Below are 16,980 nucleotides of genomic sequence, written 5' to 3' on the forward strand. Positions count from 1 at the left end.
TTTTTGCCGCCAGACGCAAAATCGTGCTGGTCCGTTCCGAAGACACTTTTAAGCGGCTGGACTAGTGGTGAACTGATGAGCGACACGCGAGGGGACGAGAACACCCACGAGAACGCGCGGCAGGACGTTATCGCGGTCGATGCCGACGACAACGAGCAAGGCCAGGTCAACCGACTCGACGCACACACCGGCGAGGGCGTTCGCCATCGTGCGTTCACGACGCTGCTGTTCGACGAGGGTGGGCACATCCTGCTCGCCCAGCGGAGCCCGGACAAGCGTCTCTGGGACACCCACTGGGACGGCACCGTCGCCTCGCACCCGGTCGCGGGACAGAGCCAGGCCGAGGCGGCGACCGAGCGCCTCGACGAGGAACTCGGCGTGAGTCCAGACCAGTACGACGACCTGCAGGTGACCGACCGTTTCGAGTACAAACGCTACTATCACGACGAAGGTGTCGAACACGAGGTCTGTGCCGTGTTGCAGGCCACGCTCACCGACACCCGTCTGGAGCCAGACCCCGAAGAGGTCGGCGGCGTCATGTGGGTCCCCTACGAGCGGCTCTATCACCACCCCCGGTGGTACCGCCAGCTCCGCCTCTGTCCCTGGTTCGAAATTGCGATGCGCAGAGACTTCGAGAACCGCTAGACTCGACGAGTGAGGTGGTCACGGACCGCCCGCTGCTGTTCCCTACAGAACTCGAGCAGTTCGGTGTGAGTCGACAGTGCCGGGTACGTCGTCGGCAGCATGTCGTACAGGTAGTCAGTCAGCGAGTGGTGGGTCAGGCCAACCGTCGCGTCGGCCCCCGTGGCCGCCTGGAGATGCTGCTGTCGTGACTCGACCAGTTGTTCCAGACGGCGCTCACAGGACAGGAGTGCCTCGTGGCGCTCCCGGAGCTCGGCGAATCCAAGCGACAGCAACGGCCGCCTGTCGGCGGGGTCGAGACAGTCCTCGATAGCCGGGGTCGCCTCGACAGTCCGCCGAAGTGAGTCCGCCTCGGCACCAAGTGCACGCTCCATCGCGTCAAGTTTTGTCTGTCGCTGTGCTGTCGCCGACAGTAGCTGGGACTTGATCGGCTCGGTGAAGCTGGTGTCGGTGGTCGGCGCGAGCGCCAGTGCAACTCGGTCACCAAGTTCGCCACGGACCGTCTCAAGTAGCGATTCGTCGCCGACCCGGACGAGCGCCTGGACGTGGTCAGCGAACAACTCGCGAATTCGCCCACAGTGGTCGCGGCTCGCACGTCCAGCAAGCGACTGTGCGGTGACGGCTCCGCCGGCCGCGACCCCGCCCGATTGCCGGTGGCTCCGGGGTGAGACCGGCGAGAGCTGTCGGACCTCGCGCTCGAACCCGTCAAAGCCGTCCCGTAGCTTCCGGACGTGTTCTCTCTCGTCCTCGACCCGCCCGAGCGCCCGCTGGACAGGTGTCGTCACGCGGGCTCACCCCGCAGGGCGGTGACCTCTCGCTCGGGGTGGTCCTGGTCCTGACAGACGATGATATCGTGACAGGCGAGCTGTGGGTCGTATCGGCGGAGTACATCCCGGTACTTCTCGGTCGCCCGTGCGCCGGCACGGGCCTGTTCGCGCGAATCGAACCGCCGGCCGACTGCCGGCACCGGCTGCTCGCCCGTCCGCGCACAGACGAGATAGTACTCTCCTGAGTCGCTAGACAGTGCTTCGATGTTTGCCCTGATATCGGTGAGCGGCGTTTCGATCATTTAGGCAAGCCTAAAACACGGAGTGACTTATACCTTTAGGTGTGCCTAAAACATTGCACAGGATACAGTCGGTCCAGAGGTTTATATTGGGGTACGCGCCAGTTTGCCGCGATGGACCCCGCAGTCGGCGTTGCGCCGGTAACGACAGTCACCGCACTGGTGTTCGTCCTCGGCGGTATCTCACTGGGGACCGTCAGCGGCCTCATTCCTGGTCTGCACGCGAACAACTTCGCACTCCTGCTCGCCAGCGTCGCCCCTGCTGTCCCGGCGGAACCGCTGTATGTGGGTGCAGCGATGCTCGCGGCGGGGGTGACACACACGTTTCTCGACATCGTTCCCGCGCTGGCGCTGGGCGTCCCGGACCCAGCGATGGCTCCGACCGCGCTGCCGGGCCACCAGCTCGTCCTCGAAGGGAGAGGTCACGAGGCGCTCCGGCTCTCGGCACTCGGGAGCGCGCTCGCGGTTGGCTTCGCGGTGCCGCTTGCGGTCCCAATTACGCTCGGCATGGAGCGGCTCTATCCGACAATCGCGGCGAATATCTCGGTTGTCCTCGGCGTGGTCGCACTCCTGCTCGTCGTCACCGAGCGGACGCTCGTTGCCCGGCTTGGCGGCGCGCTGTCGCTTGTCCTCAGCGGTGCGCTCGGCGTTCTCACCCTCGACGTTCCGACAGGCGGCGTCTTGCCCGCTGGCAACATGCTCGCGCCACTGTTCGCCGGGCTGTTCGGCGCACCGATTCTCATCGAGGCCCTCGACGGTGAGGGTGTTCCTCCCCAAGACGACACACGGGTGACGACCTCGCGGCGGTTCGTTGTCGGTGTCGGCCTCGTGGGAACACTCTGTGGCGCGTTCGTCGGCTACCTGCCTGGTATCTCTGCGGCGATCGCGGCAGGTGCGGCGATGGTCGTACTCCCTCAACGCGGGCCGCGGGCCTTCGTTGTCGCCACCAGCGGCGTCAGTACAGCGAACAGCGTCTTCGCGTTGTTTGCACTCGTCGCGCTCGGGTCACCCCGAACTGGCGTGCTCGTCGCTGTCGAGAACACGAACGTGCCACACAACCTTCCGATACTGCTCGGGAGCATCGCTATCGCGGCCGCTATTGGCTTCATCCTCGTCCTTCTGGTCGGAGACCGCTACCTCGAACTCGTCGGTGCGGTCGACAACAGGTGGCTGTCGGTTGGTGTGCTCGGGTTCCTCTGTGTACTCGTCGCGGCTTTTACCGGCGTCGTCGGGCTCGTCGTCTTTGCCGTCAGCACCGTCGTCGGCCTGATTCCGGCACGCTTTGGCTCGCGGCGGATGACGCTGATGGGGGTGTTGTTGGTGCCGCTTGCGCTGTAATCTAGCTCAGACCACTGCGAGCTTTGATACTGGTTCCTCAATTGGCAACTGTCGTCTTCGATTAGTCTGACGTGTCGTCGGCCGACTCCCGAGCATGAACCGGACGGCTCGCTTAATTATATTTTAATTGACTCTCGTACCGGCGATACTGTGTGTGAGTAAGACAACCATGAACTATATTATCTATCCACACACATTGATAGATACGATGTCACTACTCAGCGTCTCGAATTTGACAAAACGGTTTGGGGGCTTGACAGCCGTCGACAACGTTTCATTTTCTGTTTCGGATGGCGAAATTATTGGCCTAATCGGCCCGAACGGGGCGGGCAAGTCGACGACATTTAATCTCATCATGGGGGATCTTGAACCGACCGATGGCGTGATCACATACAGTGGGGAAGAAATCCAGCACGTCCCGACGCACGAACGAGTGAGAGAAGGATTGGGACGGACCTACCAGAGCCCCAGACACTTCGAGGAGTTTACTGTCAGAGAAAACATCGCGTCGTGTACGCTTTCGAACGACCTCCTACTGGATACGACGACGGAGTCCGGCGATACGTCCGTCGAGGAGATTCTACGGCGGACAGGACTATCGGACCAAGCGGCAGTGTATCCGAGTAAGCTCACGCCAGCGGAACTGCGGCGACTGGAGATCGCAAAGGCCCTCGCCACCGACCCAGATGTGCTTCTGTGTGACGAGGTGTTCGCCGGAATCACGACCGAAGAGGCGCGAGAGTTGGCCGACCTCATCGAGACGCTACGCGACGAGGGCCTGACCCTTTTATTGATCGACCACGTAATGGAAGTACTGATGCCGCTTGTCGACCGCGCCATCGTGCTGAATTTCGGACAGAAAATCGCAGAGGGAGACTCCGACGAGGTTGTTGCCAACGATACCGTCCGTGAGGTCTACCTCGGCGAGAGTTCGGGGGTGGCCTGATGAGTCTCATCGATGTCTCGGACCTGGCGGTGTTCTACGGAAAGTCACAGGTTGTCAACGAAGTCTCCTTCAGTGTCGACCCTGGGGAGTTGGTTAGCATCGTTGGACCGAACGGAGCGGGCAAGACCAGCATCCTTGAGTCGCTGGTCAACTACACGGACTGGCGTGGTGATATAACTCTGAAGGGAGACTCTATCAAGGAAATGAGCGCAGACGCGCTCGCAAAAATGGGTCTTTCGTACTGCAGAGAGGAAGAAAACATATTCCCGTACATGTCTGTCCGGCAGAATCTCCTCCTCGGCGGCCATTTAGAGCAGAGTCGAGTAAAAGAGCATCTCGAAACGGTCTACGAGTTGTTCCCGATTCTGGAGGAACGGACAGACCAGCGCGCAGACACCCTCAGTGGCGGACAGCAACAGATGCTCGCAATCGGTATCTCTTTGATGTCTGACCCTGACCTGTTAGTACTCGACGAACCGACGCTCGGGCTGGCACCGGTTGTCGTTGACGACATCGCAGAGGCCATAGACCGCCTGCGTAAACGTGATCTCGGCATTCTCCTCGTTGAACAGAACGTCAACTTCGGGTTCAAACACGCCGACCGCGTGATCCTCATGGAAACTGGTGAGATCGTCCGAAGCGGATCGCCCGCTCAGCTACGAGAAGACGATTACGTGAGCCAGACGTTCTTCGGGATGTCTTCGACCGAAGCGACCTAGTCGGCCCGGGTGGGGATAGCATCTATCCCGTCATCACGAAGGCGTTTGACGGCCTGCCGAACCGTTGGAACAACCCCCGCTGGGAAGAGACCGATGACGAGTATGCCCACAATATAGAACGACAACAGCCGAACCGGTGCCTCGGTAAACGGACGGACGGACGCATTAAAGAAAATATAGAACCAGGCACCCGCGATAGCGCCTGGGACGGAACCGCGACCGCCGATGACAGCAGCAATGACTATGTTAATCGAGAGCGGGAGTGCGAGTACCGAGCCAATGGTCGCTGTCCCGACGTAGTGGACGTTCAGGACGCCAGCAACGCCAGCGACGAACGCACTCAACACGAAGGCGACGAATTTGAACTTCTCTGGATTGATACCGCTCGTTTCGACCAACTCCTCGTCCTGGCGGATCATCGCCAGCACCTCACCGAACTTCGAGTGGACGAGCCACCAGGTACCGTATGCAGTGGCGAAAAGTAATACCGCCGAGAGGTAGTAGTTAGCAGCCAGGCTGTCGACAAACTGCGGCACGCCGACAATTCCACGCTCGCCGCCAGTCAGGTCGGACCGCGCGATGGTCACCCGTTCACCGATAATCGGGAGCAGCAGCGAGACGAATGTAAAGTAGACGCCTTTCAGTCGAAGCGTCGGCAAGAACACGAGTGTGCCAGCCAACACAGCGAGTCCAATGCCCGCACTGGCAGACACGACCGGCGAGACGCCGTGCTCGGCGGCGAGGATAGCTGTCGTGTACGCAGCCACACCAATAAGGAAAGAGTGGCCAAAGCTGATGTAGCTCGTCTGCCCGGAAATGAGGTTCCAGCTCAGAACGAAGAGAGCGAAAATATTGGCCTGGACAAACGTCTGAAGCCAGAACCGCTCGGTGACCGCCGGGACAACAGCCAGTAATAGGATAAATGCGAGCCAGCCAAGACGGGTTGGCGTCACTGTCTCCGTGAGCCGAGTAGAGGCGTCTGACATTACGCCTCCACCTCCTCACGGCCGAAAAGCCCCTGTGGACGGAGTACGATGATGACCAGCAACGCCACCAGTGCAGGGATGCCCTTGAATTGCGGGTTGACCTGTATAGTGAATATTTCGACAAACGAAATGAGGTACGCAGCCACGGCAGTTCCCTTGATTGACCCGAGGCCACCGACGACGACGATGCTGAACGAGTAAATCAAGGGGAACACCCACATGTGGGGACTAATTGTCGTGTATGACCCATAAAACATCCCGACGAGACCAGCAAACGCACCGGCGATAATCCATACCAGCAGGTACGTCCTGTCGGTGTTGATACCCACAGCTTCGGCAGTGCGGCGGTTCTGTGCGACAGCAACGATACTCCGACCGGTATACGTCTTTGTCACGAACACGTACAGCCCGCTCAAACAGAGCAACGACGTAATCGTCGCAGCGACGAGGTTGTTGGTGATCGAGGTGCCTGCAATCTCGGTCGACCCCGATACAATCGGCTCGAAGAGTTCGGGGTTCGTGCCGAACTGAATAATGAACACCTCCTCGATAGCGAGTGCGAGTATCAGCGTGATCATAAAGACCGCGACTGGGTTGTCCATGATGTGTTCGACAATTCCCTTCCACGTGAGGACTGCCGCGGCGATGCCTGCGAGGATAGAGAGCGCCATGCCGCCGACTGGCGGCAGTTCGAGCGTTGTCACTCCGAGGAAGTACGCGTACGAGCCGATCATAACGTACGACCCGTGGGCGAGGTTTTCGATGCCACCAATCGCGTAGACGAGCGTCAGCCCGACCGAGAGCAACGCATACAGAGAGCCAACGGCAGTGCCAAGCAGTAACACGGTAACTGGATCGACAGCCATGGTTATCGAGGACCACTCTCCGGCCAGCCAACTGATTGTCGCGTGCAAAGAGCGGTCGATCTATGTGGTATGGTCATAGTGAGGAATTAAAGTAGGATATTCCTGGTTTAAGAGAAGCGTGTCCTCCTTAGTCGTCGTCTCCCGCGGTACCGTCTACACTTTGTGGCGTCTCGTCGTCGAACTCGTCACGCGACGGAATTGTGTGTCCCTCGTTGATAGCGTGCTCCGGCGGCACGTCGAGTGCCTCCGACCGGTCGAAGAAGTTGTCGGGGGTGAATTTTACGTTTGCCATCTGCACCGGGAGCACCGGCCAGTCCTCCGGGCGTGTGACGTGGTTCTTGCCGAGCGTGTACCAGACGACGAGGTCCTCGTTGTCGAGGTCCCGGTCTGCTTCCGTCCAGACGGGAAGGCCTTCGGGACCCTCTGCCTGGTTGGGGTAGTCGCCAGCCGGGAACATCTCCTCTTCGTCATGTGGCGTCACCCAAAGGTGATTATTTACGAACCCGGACCGCCGCATCACACTGCTGTCTTCCTGTTGGGCGGCCTTGACGTTCTCGTAGGCTTCGATGCGATAGCCGACCTCGTTGTCCAGTCGGTTCGTCTTGTTCGGATTCGTGACCTTCCAGTAGCGACCTTCCAGCGGGTTGATAAGCCGCTGTGCTTCCTGTTCACTCTCGAGTTGTCGCTCGTCGGCGTAAAAGGCATTGCCACCGGGGTTCGGCGTGTCCCCCGAGGGGTCCGCGTGCGGGCTAAAGCCCTGTGGCCCGGTTGGGACCGTCTCGTTTTCGACCTCGTAGACGTTGTTGTCGGCCCCGTCGATGTCGAAGTCCAGCCGGAAATTGAAGAAGTGCTGGTGGATTGGGGCCTTCAGCTGTGGCGCAACAAGCTCCGAGTATCCTTTGACATCCTTATTTTTCGGGGCCGCAGAGACGTTGTCGATACCCGTCAGACGGACCTGCACTTGGACGGAGCCGTCTTGGTAGAAATACCAGTAGAACCCGTAGTCGTAGTTACCAACAGCAGCAATAAACGAGACGACCAGACGGCGGTTCCGCCGTGACTCGGCGCTTTCAGTGCGCCAGTCCGAGCGCTCCCAGAGCAGGCCGTAATCCTCCTCGTGCATGCAGACAGCGTTGGGAAGCACGTTGACGTCGCCGTCCATCGTATTCATCACGGCGTCGAAGTAATGCATGTACCCCAGGCAGTCACACCGCTTTTCGAGGGATTTAGCCATCCGGCCGATGTTGTACTCCCCGGCGTCCATCGCGTTCTTGAAGCGGTCGTTCTGGTCGGGCGTTCCGTAGGGAACCGACATCTCCGCCATCGACGCACGGTGGAGGATCTTCCGGAACTCGCCGTCGTCGTTGTAGCCGACGTTATGCAAGACGAGCCCTTCTCGCTGGGTCCAGCCGACACGGAACTCCCAGTTTTGCCATTCCACTTTGTGTCCGTCGACCTCGAAGGACGGGCCGTCGGGCTGGACAACATCATAGGGTTTGATGTCGTCGCGCAAGTCGATGTCCTCCTCCCGGTACGCCATCTCCTCCGGAGGAAGCGGGTTCTCCTCGTCAGGGGGGCCGTTGTCGACGACCTCGACGACTGACATCTCGTCGAGGTCGACGTAGACGTGTAGCCCGGTAACTGGTTTCGCGTACCCTTCGTCACCGTCGTCAGCACTCGGTCGGACGTAGGTCAGCCCGTGTGCGAGACGACGGTCCCGATCGATGTGTTCAGGGATGAAATCGTACCCCACCGACCAGGGGTCGACCATCGCTCGGCCGGTGTTGTCTACACCACGGTCTTCGAGAGCGGCCTGCCACTCCTCGTGTGCCTTGACCGTCTGCTCGCACTCGATGAACTCCTCGATGGCAATCGACGGCTGGGCACCCTCTACGTGCTCGACGGAGGTGATTTCCTCCTTTTCGAGTGATACCACTACTTCGTAGGTCTTCCGTTCCGGGCTGTCTCGGATGACGGCAAACGCCTCACGTTCGATCTCTGTCCCATCATTTTCGTACTCCGCAAGTGCGTCCTTGGGAGGTTCGTTCAGGACAATCTTGACAATTCGTGCGCCGTCTGTGAAATCGTCTGCATCACGCAATAGGTCACCAGCGGCGTCGATTTCATCTGGATGAAGCGGATCCAGAGGGTGGTCAACTTTTGTGTCTGATTCTACGGCCATGATGTGTGTAAATATCCCACACGGATATTAAGTCTTACGTAAGCTGAAATTCAGCACGCAAAAGAATTTTTATTTACGACTTGTGACTGATAAGATCCGCTGACGGAGCGTCAGCGTGGGCCGAGGTTGACGCTGATTGATTTCGTCTGTGTGTACTCCCGAATTGTTTCCATCGCGTTCTCGCGGCCGTTGCCTGACTGCTTGTACCCGCCAAACGGCATCCCGGGTGAGACATCGTTGTAGTGGTTGACCCAGACGACCCCAGCTTCGAGGTCTTCGGCCGTATCGTATGCCTTGTTGATGTTACTGGTAATGACACCAGATGCAAGCCCGTAGTCGACATCGTTGGCCTGCTCAATCATCTCGTCGTACTCCGACCAGGTGAAAATCTCTTCGACCGGACCGAAGATTTCCTCTTGGACGGCGTCGTTGTCATGGTCGATGTTGTCGATGACAGTCGGTTCGACGAACGCCCCTTCGGCGAGGGCGTCGTCGTCTGGGGTGTCACCGCCGACGACGACATCGGCGTCGTCGTCACGGGCGAGTTGGATGTACTCCATGGTCCGCTCGGCTTGCTCCTGTGATACTTTGGGTCCGAGGTCGGTCTCTTCGAGCAGCGGGTCCCCCATTTGGAGCGTCTCGGCGGCTCCTGCGAACGCTTCGAGGAAGTCGTCTTTGATATTCTCGTGGACAAAAATACGTGAGCCCGCAGCACAGCACTCACCCGTGTTGAAGAAAATAGCCATCATACAGGTCTCGACTGCCTGCTCAAGATCGGCATCTTCGTGGATGATAACCGGGCTTTTGCCGCCGAGTTCCAGTGTGGTCGGCGTGACGCTGTCGGCCGCATTATGAGCGATATCCTTACCGACTGCAGTCGAGCCCGTGAACGCGAGTTTGTCCACATCGTCGTGGGTCGTCAACGGTTCGCCCGCCTCCTCGCCGTACCCGGTAACGACGTTGATAACACCGTCTGGAACAGTACTATCGACTAGCTTACAGAACTCGAGGACCGACAGCGGCGTCTCCTCGCTGGGCTTGAGAACGGTGCAGTTGCCCGCCGCCAGCGCTGGGGCCAGCTTCCAAGTGGCCATCAACAGCGGGAAGTTCCATGGCGTAATCTGCCCAACGACACCGTAGGGCTCGTGGAGTGTCGAGATATGTTTGTCGCGGTCGAACAGGTCACCTGTCGGTACCTGCTCGCCCGTGGCCGTCCGCGCAGCGCCCGCGAAATACCTGAAGAAGTCCGCTACCAGGGCGATGTCACCCATGGCCTCCTCGATTGGCTTACCGTTGTCAAGAACCTCGATTGTCGCCAGCCGCTGGTGATTCTCCTCGACAATTTCGGCGATATCAGTCAGCAGGCGCTGTCGTTCATCGGGATGTGTGTCTGCGAACTCACGCTCGAATGCCTCCCGGGCGGCCGCGACGGCACGGTCTATATCTGCTGCGGTGCCAGCTTGTGCCTGTGCCAGCTCGCTCCCTGTCGTCGGGTCGACTGTACTGAACGTCTCGCCGTTGTCAGCGTCAACCCACTCACCGCCGATGTAGTGGCCGTACGTGTCCTCTGTGAGGACATCTGATGCCGTGCTCTCGTGACGCTGTTTTATTTCGTCAACCGTAGTACTGGAGTTGTCAGTTGCTCCCATGGTAATAGTTAGTACTGCTCGAATAATACATAAAGCTATCTATCATCCAATTAATCCCTCCTGTATTTTCTTTTTTAATTTTACGAACGGTGTAATTTAATCACGATAGCCATCGTCGGCGAAGTAGTTGTGAGGCGATATTGAACCAGATTCGGTTGGCTTTGCTGTGGCTCCGAACACTATTGCAGTTCGAACTCCGCGTTGGCAAACTTGTCTGGATACACTGTTACCTGCTCGCCGTCCCGCCACTGCGACCACGTTGGCTGGAAGAAGTCGGGACCGTACTTTAGATCGTGTGGGTAGCTGTTGCCGTCTGGTGCTTCCTCGTCGGGGCCGTACACCGAGTACGTCTGATTGAGTTCGAACGTTTCCTCTTCCATCGCGGTGACGGTATCGTCTAGGCTGTCGCCTCCTTCCGAGCGCGCACGTGCGTACATTTGTGTGGCCACGTACGAACCGAATGCGGCCCACGTCGGCTTCGTCGGACGGGAATCGTACTCCGATTCGTACATGTCGACGAACTCCTGTGCGGCATCAGAGAGTTGTGACCCCCAGGTGGTGAACGTCCGGCTGATAACGTTCGAGTTCTCGGTGTTGATATCTGCGAGATACTGAGGGGACTGTGACGCCACCAGATCACCTACCATCGGCTTTTCGACGCCCGACTCCTCGTAGGACAGCAGTGGCCCTTTGCCGGCCTCCGCGACAAGGCCGAAGATGAAGTCGACATCGGTGTCATCGATTTGGTTCATATACGTGGTGAAGTTATTCTCACTCAGTGAAAAGACGATGTCGTCTTCGATTGACATGCCTAGCCCGCCTACAGCGTCTTTTAGTGCAGGCGCGACCTGACCCGTCCATGCGGCGTCCTCGCGGAATATGACTGCGTTTTCCCATCCCTGTTGTCCGACAGCGAACTGTTCGGCAAAATTCAGGAGGTCTGCGACAAAAAACGCCGCGTTGATGGGTGCGATACGGAACCAGGGTTTGTACCGCTCGTAGTCCTCTGCGACCTGACCGGCGAGCGCCGGGGCCGCCGCGCCGACGTTGAGATGAACCGTCTCCGTTTCGGCGATTTCGTCCATGATTCCGGCGGCCGTCTGCTCGGCGAACGTCCCGATGGTTGCATCGGCACCCTGCCGACTCACCAGCGTGTTGTGGGCGTCGACAGCAGATGACGCCGTTCCTTCCGTGTTCGAACTCTCGACAGACAGGTCACTGTCGAGGATTCCCTCGTCGTTTGCCACCTGCGCGCCGAGTTCCGCCCCTCGCACCGTAGCCTTGCCAACATCTAGGTCGAGTGTCGTGAGGACACCCAGTGTTTCACTGCCCGAACTCCCACCGCCGAGTATTCCCGAACAACCGGCAGTCGAGCCAAGCAAAGCGATACTACCAGCAGCGCCTGTTCGTCGTAGATATTGTCGTCTGGTAACCATAACCATACTACTATAATCATTGGTCTAATATAAAGCTACGTGATGATTACTGTATCACGCTCGGGTGAGGTGACCCTCCTCGGAGCCACATTCGCCAGGTCAGTTGTCAGCAATCAGTGAGCTGGCGTTGAAAACGATTGATGCGGACGGCTAGATGAGACCGAACCGCTAAATACCGTGCACACGGCACTACAGATAATGACACATCTGGGTACGGCGCATGCCGACCCTGGAGAGATGGCCACCGGTGAGCTAGATGTCGGCGAAGCCCGCGACGGCAGTACTGTGTCACTGCCTGTGGCGGTCATCAACGGCACAAGACGGAGAACGTGTCTCCTCTCAGCAAGACTTTCGGCCCCACCACCAGCAGACAAGGCCACTATAATAGAATCTGGAGGCGCTGGTGAATCGCTATGTTGCGTCGGATTCGACCGTCAGAACTAGGAAGATGAAACGCGAAACCGCCGATGGTTCATGTCGAAGATCTTCCGATTCACCAGGAAAGCGGTTCGGTTAGCTAAAAACGCTGTTTGTGGGCGAGCGAAGTCGCCGCCCCCGATTATCGTAGTATCGTAGCATTCAGTTTGTATTGGTTGTCTCCACCTCTTCGAGTTCCTTCCCACGCTCACGGATCAGGTCGTCGTCGACGTGATTGAGTATCCGATCCGGTCCGATAACCTCGACCAGTCGCCGGAGACCGCGCTCGGTTGCCGTCTCGACCTCCTGGTCGGAGCGATGCGTATCGAACGCGTGATCGATGTAGGCCTCCTGAAGCTCCGCCAATCGATCCTCTGGTAGGTCGGCTTCCATCTCGCTGTTGAACCACGTGCGCCAGCGGTCGCGTTCGGCCCATTCGCCCGCAAACTCAGCGTCAGACCTGAGCCAATCGTAGTGGGGTGCGACTCCACCCGAGTACCCGCGCTCTCTTCGGTGGTCTTCCAACAGACATCGGGCGACGTGCGCTCCGTGGCCCGCAACGACGATAGCCTGTGCACTTCGAGCGCCGGCCGGTGAGGCGACGTACAACCTGTCGACGGGTGTTCGGCCGTCCTCATCGTGGTAGTCCGGGTCGAAGCGTTCCTCGGACTCACCGTGGTGCTCTTGCTGTTCGAACATGGCGTCATCGTCCAGCCCGCGGAGGTACGAGCCATCGTACCACGCTGCAGCGATTACATACTTTCCCGAGTGTACCTCTCCGGTCTGTGTCTCAATGACGAACCGCTCGCCAGCGTCCGACCGTGTGACCGCTTCGACGCGTTCCTCGATAATGTTACAGCCTACCTCGCTGACGTGGGCGTGCATGAGGGCAGTAAAGTCGTCAATGCCGATGCCAGCTGGAAATCCGAGGTAGTTCTCCAGATAGGCACATCGCGGCAGGGCCGCACTCCCCTTGTCGAAAATGACCGTATCCAGGCCGTAGCGTGCAGTGAACACACCCGCCGAACAGCCCGCTGGCCCACCACCGACCACGATAACGTCGTGGTCCGATGCTGATTCAGGAGTTCCCATTGATGATGTCCGTAACCCGCTGGCGGTCGAATAGCTCCTCATCACCGAACTCGTCCGGATAGACCCCTTGGGCGGCCATCTCCAGCCGGAAGAGATGAATGATCGGTCCCTGGTAGGTCTGTCCCGCGTAGAACACGCGACCGTTCTGTACCGCAGAGAGTTCGCTCGCTACGTCGTGGTTCTGCAGGTGTTCGATGACGTTCGTCCGGAAGTACTCGTCCGAAATGTCTCCTTCAATCCGAACGGCGAGCGCATCCGGATCGATGTCGAGAAGCGTCTCGTAGTCGATCGTTCCGCCACCAGCCTGGCTATCGACAACGTCGTTTTCGGCCAGCGCGTCACGAACCTCCAAGTCGCGCCAGTGTTTCGACTGGGTTCCCTCCCCGACGCGGTAGGGGTAGTACGACTCCGGCGGAGTCCCAGCGGGAACGAGGACGGCGATTTCGGGCGGTTCTTCGGGAAGACGGGACTGTACCCGGTCGAGAACCTCGTCGTGATACGTCTTGAATGCCTCGTACCGCTCCCGTTCTTGGAAGACCTCCGCGAGCTTCTCGAAGGCCTCGTACAGCGAGTAGTGCCGGTAGTCGTGCCAGTCGTACACCTGCGTGAAGATCGTGTTCCCGAACCACGGCGCGACGTTCTCGCGGATCTCCTCAACGTCGGCCTCACTCCAGCCGAGACGGTTGATCATGAAGTTCGGACTGATGACGTGGAGATCCGCGTCTAGCTCGTAGAAGATCTCCTTACCAGTTCCATCGTCGTACAGGGGCGTTAGCTCACCGACTGAGACACCGGAAAGTTCATCGTAGTGGTGGGACCCGAATCGAGAGGCGACTCCGATCGCTTCGAGCCCGTCTCCCTGTCCGAGCGCGACGCCCATGTCCGCGTAGTCGCCGGTAAACGGGAACCACGTCTCCGGTGGTTCTTCGAACTCCAACGTGCCAACCGGTTCCATCGTCACGGAGTACGACGTGTCTTCGGGAGTGTCTGTCTCACCGCCTGTTGACTCTTCGGTCGTCGGACTGTCGGTATCGGTGTTGTCGGTATCCGTGCTGTCTCCGGTACACCCGGCGATCAGCCCCCCGCCGACGATTGCGCCGCCGTACTTCATATAGTCACGCCGCGTCGGTGCCTCCTGTGCCGTGTCGTCTTTTGACATATTGATTTAGTCGAGCCTAAATAATGATAATCCTTCCGTTTTTTTGGTCGGCCTAAAAAACCACCTGCCGATACCAACGCGGGAGGCTTGCTTGCGTTCGAAGAGTGTGCTGTCAACTGCGACATAGCCAGATGTACATCGTAGCGGTCAGAGGAGTGGTAGAACGTGGTTGGGTCAGGCGGCGCGTCTGGATTGATGCCGAGTCGATCACACACCGTTGGCATGAGGCTCACTCGACCAACGAGTTCGGCGACCCGGACGCACTCCGTGAACATATCCACACGGCCCACTAGTGTCCTATTTGCATAGCAGACACGGACTACTTAGGGTCAACGAACAGGACAGAAAGGAAGAAACTCACTGAGCTACACTGTTTTTCGTTAGGCGAGGTCCCGATTTTTCGAAGCAGAGTTCAGTGAGTGTATACTTACTGATGAGACAATCGGTCTACTAGTAGATGTTTCATGACGCTGATGGGGGTGTTGTTGGTGCCGCTTGTGCTTTGAGCTAGCTCAGAAATCTCTTCGCAGTACGTCCTATTTGCGCTTCTTGAACGCTAATGGTATCAGACTCAGTTAGTTCGTGGAGCCTGGATGCCCGTCCAGCGAACTCGGTACGGAGAGACTACTTCTGTCCGTCGCGACGATCGAGAGAGTCTCGTTGAGAGAGACAGTGAGCGTGTCACCATTTGCAGCGATCGAGACCTCGATGCGCCACGGGTCAGTCGACACCACGGTGTTGGAGTCGTCACTCACACACCAGTCCAACTGCCAGAATGGTGTCGTCTCGGAGTCTGTCGTCGGTGGTCGCGACGACATCACAGAGTCGTTCAATTGTTGTCTGATGTACATTTGGGTCGAAACACAGCTCGCGGGCTTATGTCTGGATAGTGGTCGAGAAGATTGCTCCCGACTACAGGTCGGCGAGCCAGTCCGCGAAGTCGCCCGTGAGGAAGTCGACGTAGTCGACAATACCGAGCCACAGCGAGACGAGGATGACGGCGAGGACGGGCACCCGGACTAGCCAGACCCAGGTCGTCCCGAGCGGGCCGATATCGCCGACACCCTGTTCCAGCTCTTCGACAGCGGGGCCAGCCCAGAGCCAGGAGACGTACACCGAGATGAGCAACCCACCCAGCAACAGCAGGATACCGTTCATCAATCCGTCGTACAGATCGAGAAAGACCAGGTCGTAGGCGGGTGCAAGCCCGAGAACGAACAGCGCCATACAGACGAACACCGTCGCCCGAAGGCGGTCCATCCCGTGCTCATCGACCGCATACGAGACGACGACTTCGGTGAGACTGATGGCACTTGACAGCGCCGCGATGATCACAGTTCCGAAGAAGACAGTGCCAGCGAGCCAGCCAACAGAGAGGTCACCGAACGCCGCCGACAGGCTGACGAAGATTGCGCCGGGGCCTGGCTCACCAGGGTCGACACCAGCGGTGAACAGAATCGGGAAGACGATGAGGCCGACGAGGACGGCGATAGCCGTATCGAAACCGATGATGATTGCGCCATCCTCGGCGAGATTTCGGTCCTCGTCGATGTAGGAGGCGTACGTTATCATGATACCGAACCCAAGCGAGAGCGTAAAGAAGGCCTGTCCGGCCGCGTCGGGTAGGATACTGGTCCACTCCGAGGCGATGCGGCCAAAGTCCGGTTCGAGATAGAACGAGTACCCCTCGCTCGCACCCGAGAGCGTAGAAGCCCAGGCCGCGAGACCGACGACAATAGCGATAATCGCCGGCACCATCACCTTCACCGCGAGCTCGATGCCCTGGCGGATACCGAGTCCGACAATGGCGATGATACCGAGCAAGAAGAAGCCATGTAGCGCCATCGCTTCCAGACCGACCGAGAGCTGACCGAACTGACTCGCGGCCGCGTCGATGTCGGCCATATAGCCGTCCTGAAGTCCGAGAATCGTATAGCGGATGGTCCACCCCGCGATGACGCTGTAGTACGACATGATGACAAAGGTCGCCACGACGAACACCCAGCCGACGTACTGCCAGGCACCGCGCCCGATTTCCTGCATCGCGCCCACCGGATTGCGCTCGGTGTGGCGGCCGATGACGAACTCGACGAGAATCGCGGGGAAGCCGACGACGACGATAAAGAGCAGATAGACGAGCAGAAAGCCTGCGCCGCCGTTTTCGCCGGTGATGAACGGGAACCGCCAGATGTTCCCAAGCCCAACCGCGCTTCCCACGGCTGCGAGGATGAACGCAATCCGTGTCGACCACTGTTCACGCTCTGAGCTATCTTGTGACATACGCCAGTTTTCAACAACCGAGTAATAAATAGCTGAACTTTCGCTCCCACGACGCGACTCTCAGCGAAACCCATGTCTCGACAGTAGTTGCCCGTCGGCCCGAGTACGCGTATCGTACAGTTTTCGACGCTTCACGCATCAAAGCGGTCGAATGATACCGAATGTTATCACCTGTGACTGCTGGTCGTAGTGGTTGTCCGGG

General features: G+C 58.7%; 15 protein-coding genes and 1 pseudogene. 5 read left to right on the forward strand and 11 right to left on the reverse strand.

What is annotated here, in order from left to right:
• The first annotated feature begins 75 nt into the window (after positions 1–75).
• On the forward strand, positions 76–645 hold the full coding sequence (locus OSC37_RS07680; protein ID WP_267163999.1) for an NUDIX hydrolase: 570 nt from the start codon (positions 76–78) through the stop codon (positions 643–645).
• Here OSC37_RS07680 and OSC37_RS07685 read toward each other — a convergent pair.
• Positions 642–1,427 carry a DUF7260 family protein gene (locus OSC37_RS07685; RefSeq protein ID WP_267164000.1) on the reverse strand — a complete coding sequence of 262 codons (786 nt, stop codon included), beginning with the start codon at positions 1,425–1,427 and terminating at the stop codon, positions 642–644. The genes OSC37_RS07680 and OSC37_RS07685 overlap by 4 nt on opposite strands.
• On the reverse strand, positions 1,424–1,711 hold the full coding sequence (locus OSC37_RS07690) for a DUF7552 domain-containing protein (protein WP_267164001.1): 288 nt from the start codon (positions 1,709–1,711) through the stop codon (positions 1,424–1,426). Before OSC37_RS07690 ends, OSC37_RS07685 begins: the two co-directional genes overlap by 4 nt.
• Before the next feature lie 111 nt (positions 1,712–1,822).
• Here OSC37_RS07690 and OSC37_RS07695 point away from each other — a divergent pair, with 111 nt between their 5' ends.
• The 3 genes from OSC37_RS07695 (at position 1,823) to OSC37_RS07705 (ending at position 4,711) form a co-directional block, all read left to right on the forward strand.
• Positions 1,823–3,046, forward strand: a complete 1,224-nt coding sequence (locus OSC37_RS07695; RefSeq protein ID WP_267164002.1) for a tripartite tricarboxylate transporter permease — start codon at positions 1,823–1,825, stop codon at positions 3,044–3,046.
• Between the two features lie 208 nt (positions 3,047–3,254).
• On the forward strand, positions 3,255–3,992 hold the full coding sequence (locus tag OSC37_RS07700; protein ID WP_267164003.1) for an ABC transporter ATP-binding protein: 738 nt from the start codon (positions 3,255–3,257) through the stop codon (positions 3,990–3,992).
• A complete protein-coding gene (locus tag OSC37_RS07705) occupies positions 3,992–4,711 on the forward strand; it encodes an ABC transporter ATP-binding protein (RefSeq protein WP_267164004.1) in 720 nt (239 codons plus the stop codon). Before OSC37_RS07700 ends, OSC37_RS07705 begins: the two co-directional genes overlap by 1 nt.
• Here OSC37_RS07705 and OSC37_RS07710 read toward each other — a convergent pair.
• The 5 genes from OSC37_RS07710 to OSC37_RS07730 all read right to left on the reverse strand — a co-directional run bounded on the left by OSC37_RS07710 (position 4,708) and on the right by OSC37_RS07730 (position 11,776).
• Complete coding sequence (locus OSC37_RS07710) at positions 4,708–5,697, reverse strand: branched-chain amino acid ABC transporter permease (protein WP_267164005.1); 990 nt, start codon at positions 5,695–5,697, stop codon at positions 4,708–4,710. The genes OSC37_RS07705 and OSC37_RS07710 overlap by 4 nt on opposite strands.
• Positions 5,697–6,563, reverse strand: coding sequence for a branched-chain amino acid ABC transporter permease (locus OSC37_RS07715; RefSeq protein WP_267164006.1), 867 nt, complete (start codon positions 6,561–6,563; stop codon positions 5,697–5,699). Before OSC37_RS07715 ends, OSC37_RS07710 begins: the two co-directional genes overlap by 1 nt.
• 127 nt (positions 6,564–6,690) lie before the next feature.
• Entirely contained in the window at positions 6,691–8,745 is a 2,055-nt protein-coding gene (locus OSC37_RS07720; protein ID WP_267164007.1) for a primary-amine oxidase, read from the reverse strand.
• Between the two features lie 110 nt (positions 8,746–8,855).
• Complete coding sequence (locus tag OSC37_RS07725; RefSeq protein WP_267164008.1) at positions 8,856–10,394, reverse strand: aldehyde dehydrogenase family protein; 1,539 nt, start codon at positions 10,392–10,394, stop codon at positions 8,856–8,858.
• 179 nt (positions 10,395–10,573) lie between these two features.
• Positions 10,574–11,776 carry an ABC transporter substrate-binding protein gene (locus OSC37_RS07730; RefSeq protein WP_267164009.1) on the reverse strand — a complete coding sequence of 401 codons (1,203 nt, stop codon included), beginning with the start codon at positions 11,774–11,776 and terminating at the stop codon, positions 10,574–10,576.
• Between the two features lie 252 nt (positions 11,777–12,028).
• On the opposite strand from OSC37_RS07730, the pseudogene OSC37_RS07735 reads away from it, so the two are divergent.
• Positions 12,029–12,151: pseudogene (locus OSC37_RS07735) on the forward strand (deacylase); the annotation flags it as partial.
• 258 nt (positions 12,152–12,409) lie between these two features.
• Here OSC37_RS07735 and OSC37_RS07740 read toward each other — a convergent pair.
• From OSC37_RS07740 to OSC37_RS07755, 4 genes are all read right to left on the reverse strand, one after another.
• Positions 12,410–13,339, reverse strand: a complete 930-nt coding sequence (locus OSC37_RS07740) for an NAD(P)/FAD-dependent oxidoreductase (protein ID WP_267164010.1) — start codon at positions 13,337–13,339, stop codon at positions 12,410–12,412.
• Positions 13,326–14,498 (reverse strand): ABC transporter substrate-binding protein, encoded by a 1,173-nt coding sequence (locus OSC37_RS07745; protein WP_267164011.1) that lies wholly within the window; start codon positions 14,496–14,498, stop codon positions 13,326–13,328. The genes OSC37_RS07740 and OSC37_RS07745 overlap by 14 nt, the downstream gene beginning before the upstream one ends.
• Positions 14,499–15,073: 575 nt before the next feature.
• Positions 15,074–15,316 (reverse strand): DUF7351 domain-containing protein, encoded by a 243-nt coding sequence (locus tag OSC37_RS07750; protein WP_267164012.1) that lies wholly within the window; start codon positions 15,314–15,316, stop codon positions 15,074–15,076.
• 94 nt (positions 15,317–15,410) lie between these two features.
• The gene (locus OSC37_RS07755; RefSeq protein ID WP_267164013.1) at positions 15,411–16,778 is read right to left on the reverse strand and encodes a sodium-dependent transporter; all 1,368 of its coding nucleotides are present in this window, start codon (positions 16,776–16,778) and stop codon (positions 15,411–15,413) included.
• Positions 16,779–16,980: the final 202 nt, after the last annotated feature.

The organism is Halovenus salina, from assembly GCF_026410925.1.
GTDB classification, from domain to species: Archaea; Halobacteriota; Halobacteria; order Halobacteriales; family Haloarculaceae; genus Halovenus; species Halovenus salina.

Bases quoted from the DNA above. Each gene is read 5' to 3' on its own strand.
- OSC37_RS07680 (WP_267163999.1), top strand. From the start codon at position 76: ATGAGCGACACGCGAGGGGACGAGAACACCCACGAGAACGCGCGGCAG.
- OSC37_RS07690 (WP_267164001.1), bottom strand. From the start codon at position 1,711: ATGATCGAAACGCCGCTCACCGATATCAGGGCAAACATCGAAGCACTG.
- OSC37_RS07695 (WP_267164002.1), top strand. From the start codon at position 1,823: ATGGACCCCGCAGTCGGCGTTGCGCCGGTAACGACAGTCACCGCACTG.
- OSC37_RS07700 (WP_267164003.1), top strand. From the start codon at position 3,255: ATGTCACTACTCAGCGTCTCGAATTTGACAAAACGGTTTGGGGGCTTG.
- OSC37_RS07705 (WP_267164004.1), top strand. From the start codon at position 3,992: ATGAGTCTCATCGATGTCTCGGACCTGGCGGTGTTCTACGGAAAGTCA.
- OSC37_RS07710 (WP_267164005.1), bottom strand. From the start codon at position 5,697: ATGTCAGACGCCTCTACTCGGCTCACGGAGACAGTGACGCCAACCCGT.
- OSC37_RS07715 (WP_267164006.1), bottom strand. From the start codon at position 6,563: ATGGCTGTCGATCCAGTTACCGTGTTACTGCTTGGCACTGCCGTTGGC.
- OSC37_RS07720 (WP_267164007.1), bottom strand. From the start codon at position 8,745: ATGGCCGTAGAATCAGACACAAAAGTTGACCACCCTCTGGATCCGCTT.
- OSC37_RS07725 (WP_267164008.1), bottom strand. From the start codon at position 10,394: ATGGGAGCAACTGACAACTCCAGTACTACGGTTGACGAAATAAAACAG.
- OSC37_RS07740 (WP_267164010.1), bottom strand. From the start codon at position 13,339: ATGGGAACTCCTGAATCAGCATCGGACCACGACGTTATCGTGGTCGGT.
- OSC37_RS07745 (WP_267164011.1), bottom strand. From the start codon at position 14,498: ATGTCAAAAGACGACACGGCACAGGAGGCACCGACGCGGCGTGACTAT.
- OSC37_RS07750 (WP_267164012.1), bottom strand. From the start codon at position 15,316: ATGTCGTCGCGACCACCGACGACAGACTCCGAGACGACACCATTCTGG.
- OSC37_RS07755 (WP_267164013.1), bottom strand. From the start codon at position 16,778: ATGTCACAAGATAGCTCAGAGCGTGAACAGTGGTCGACACGGATTGCG.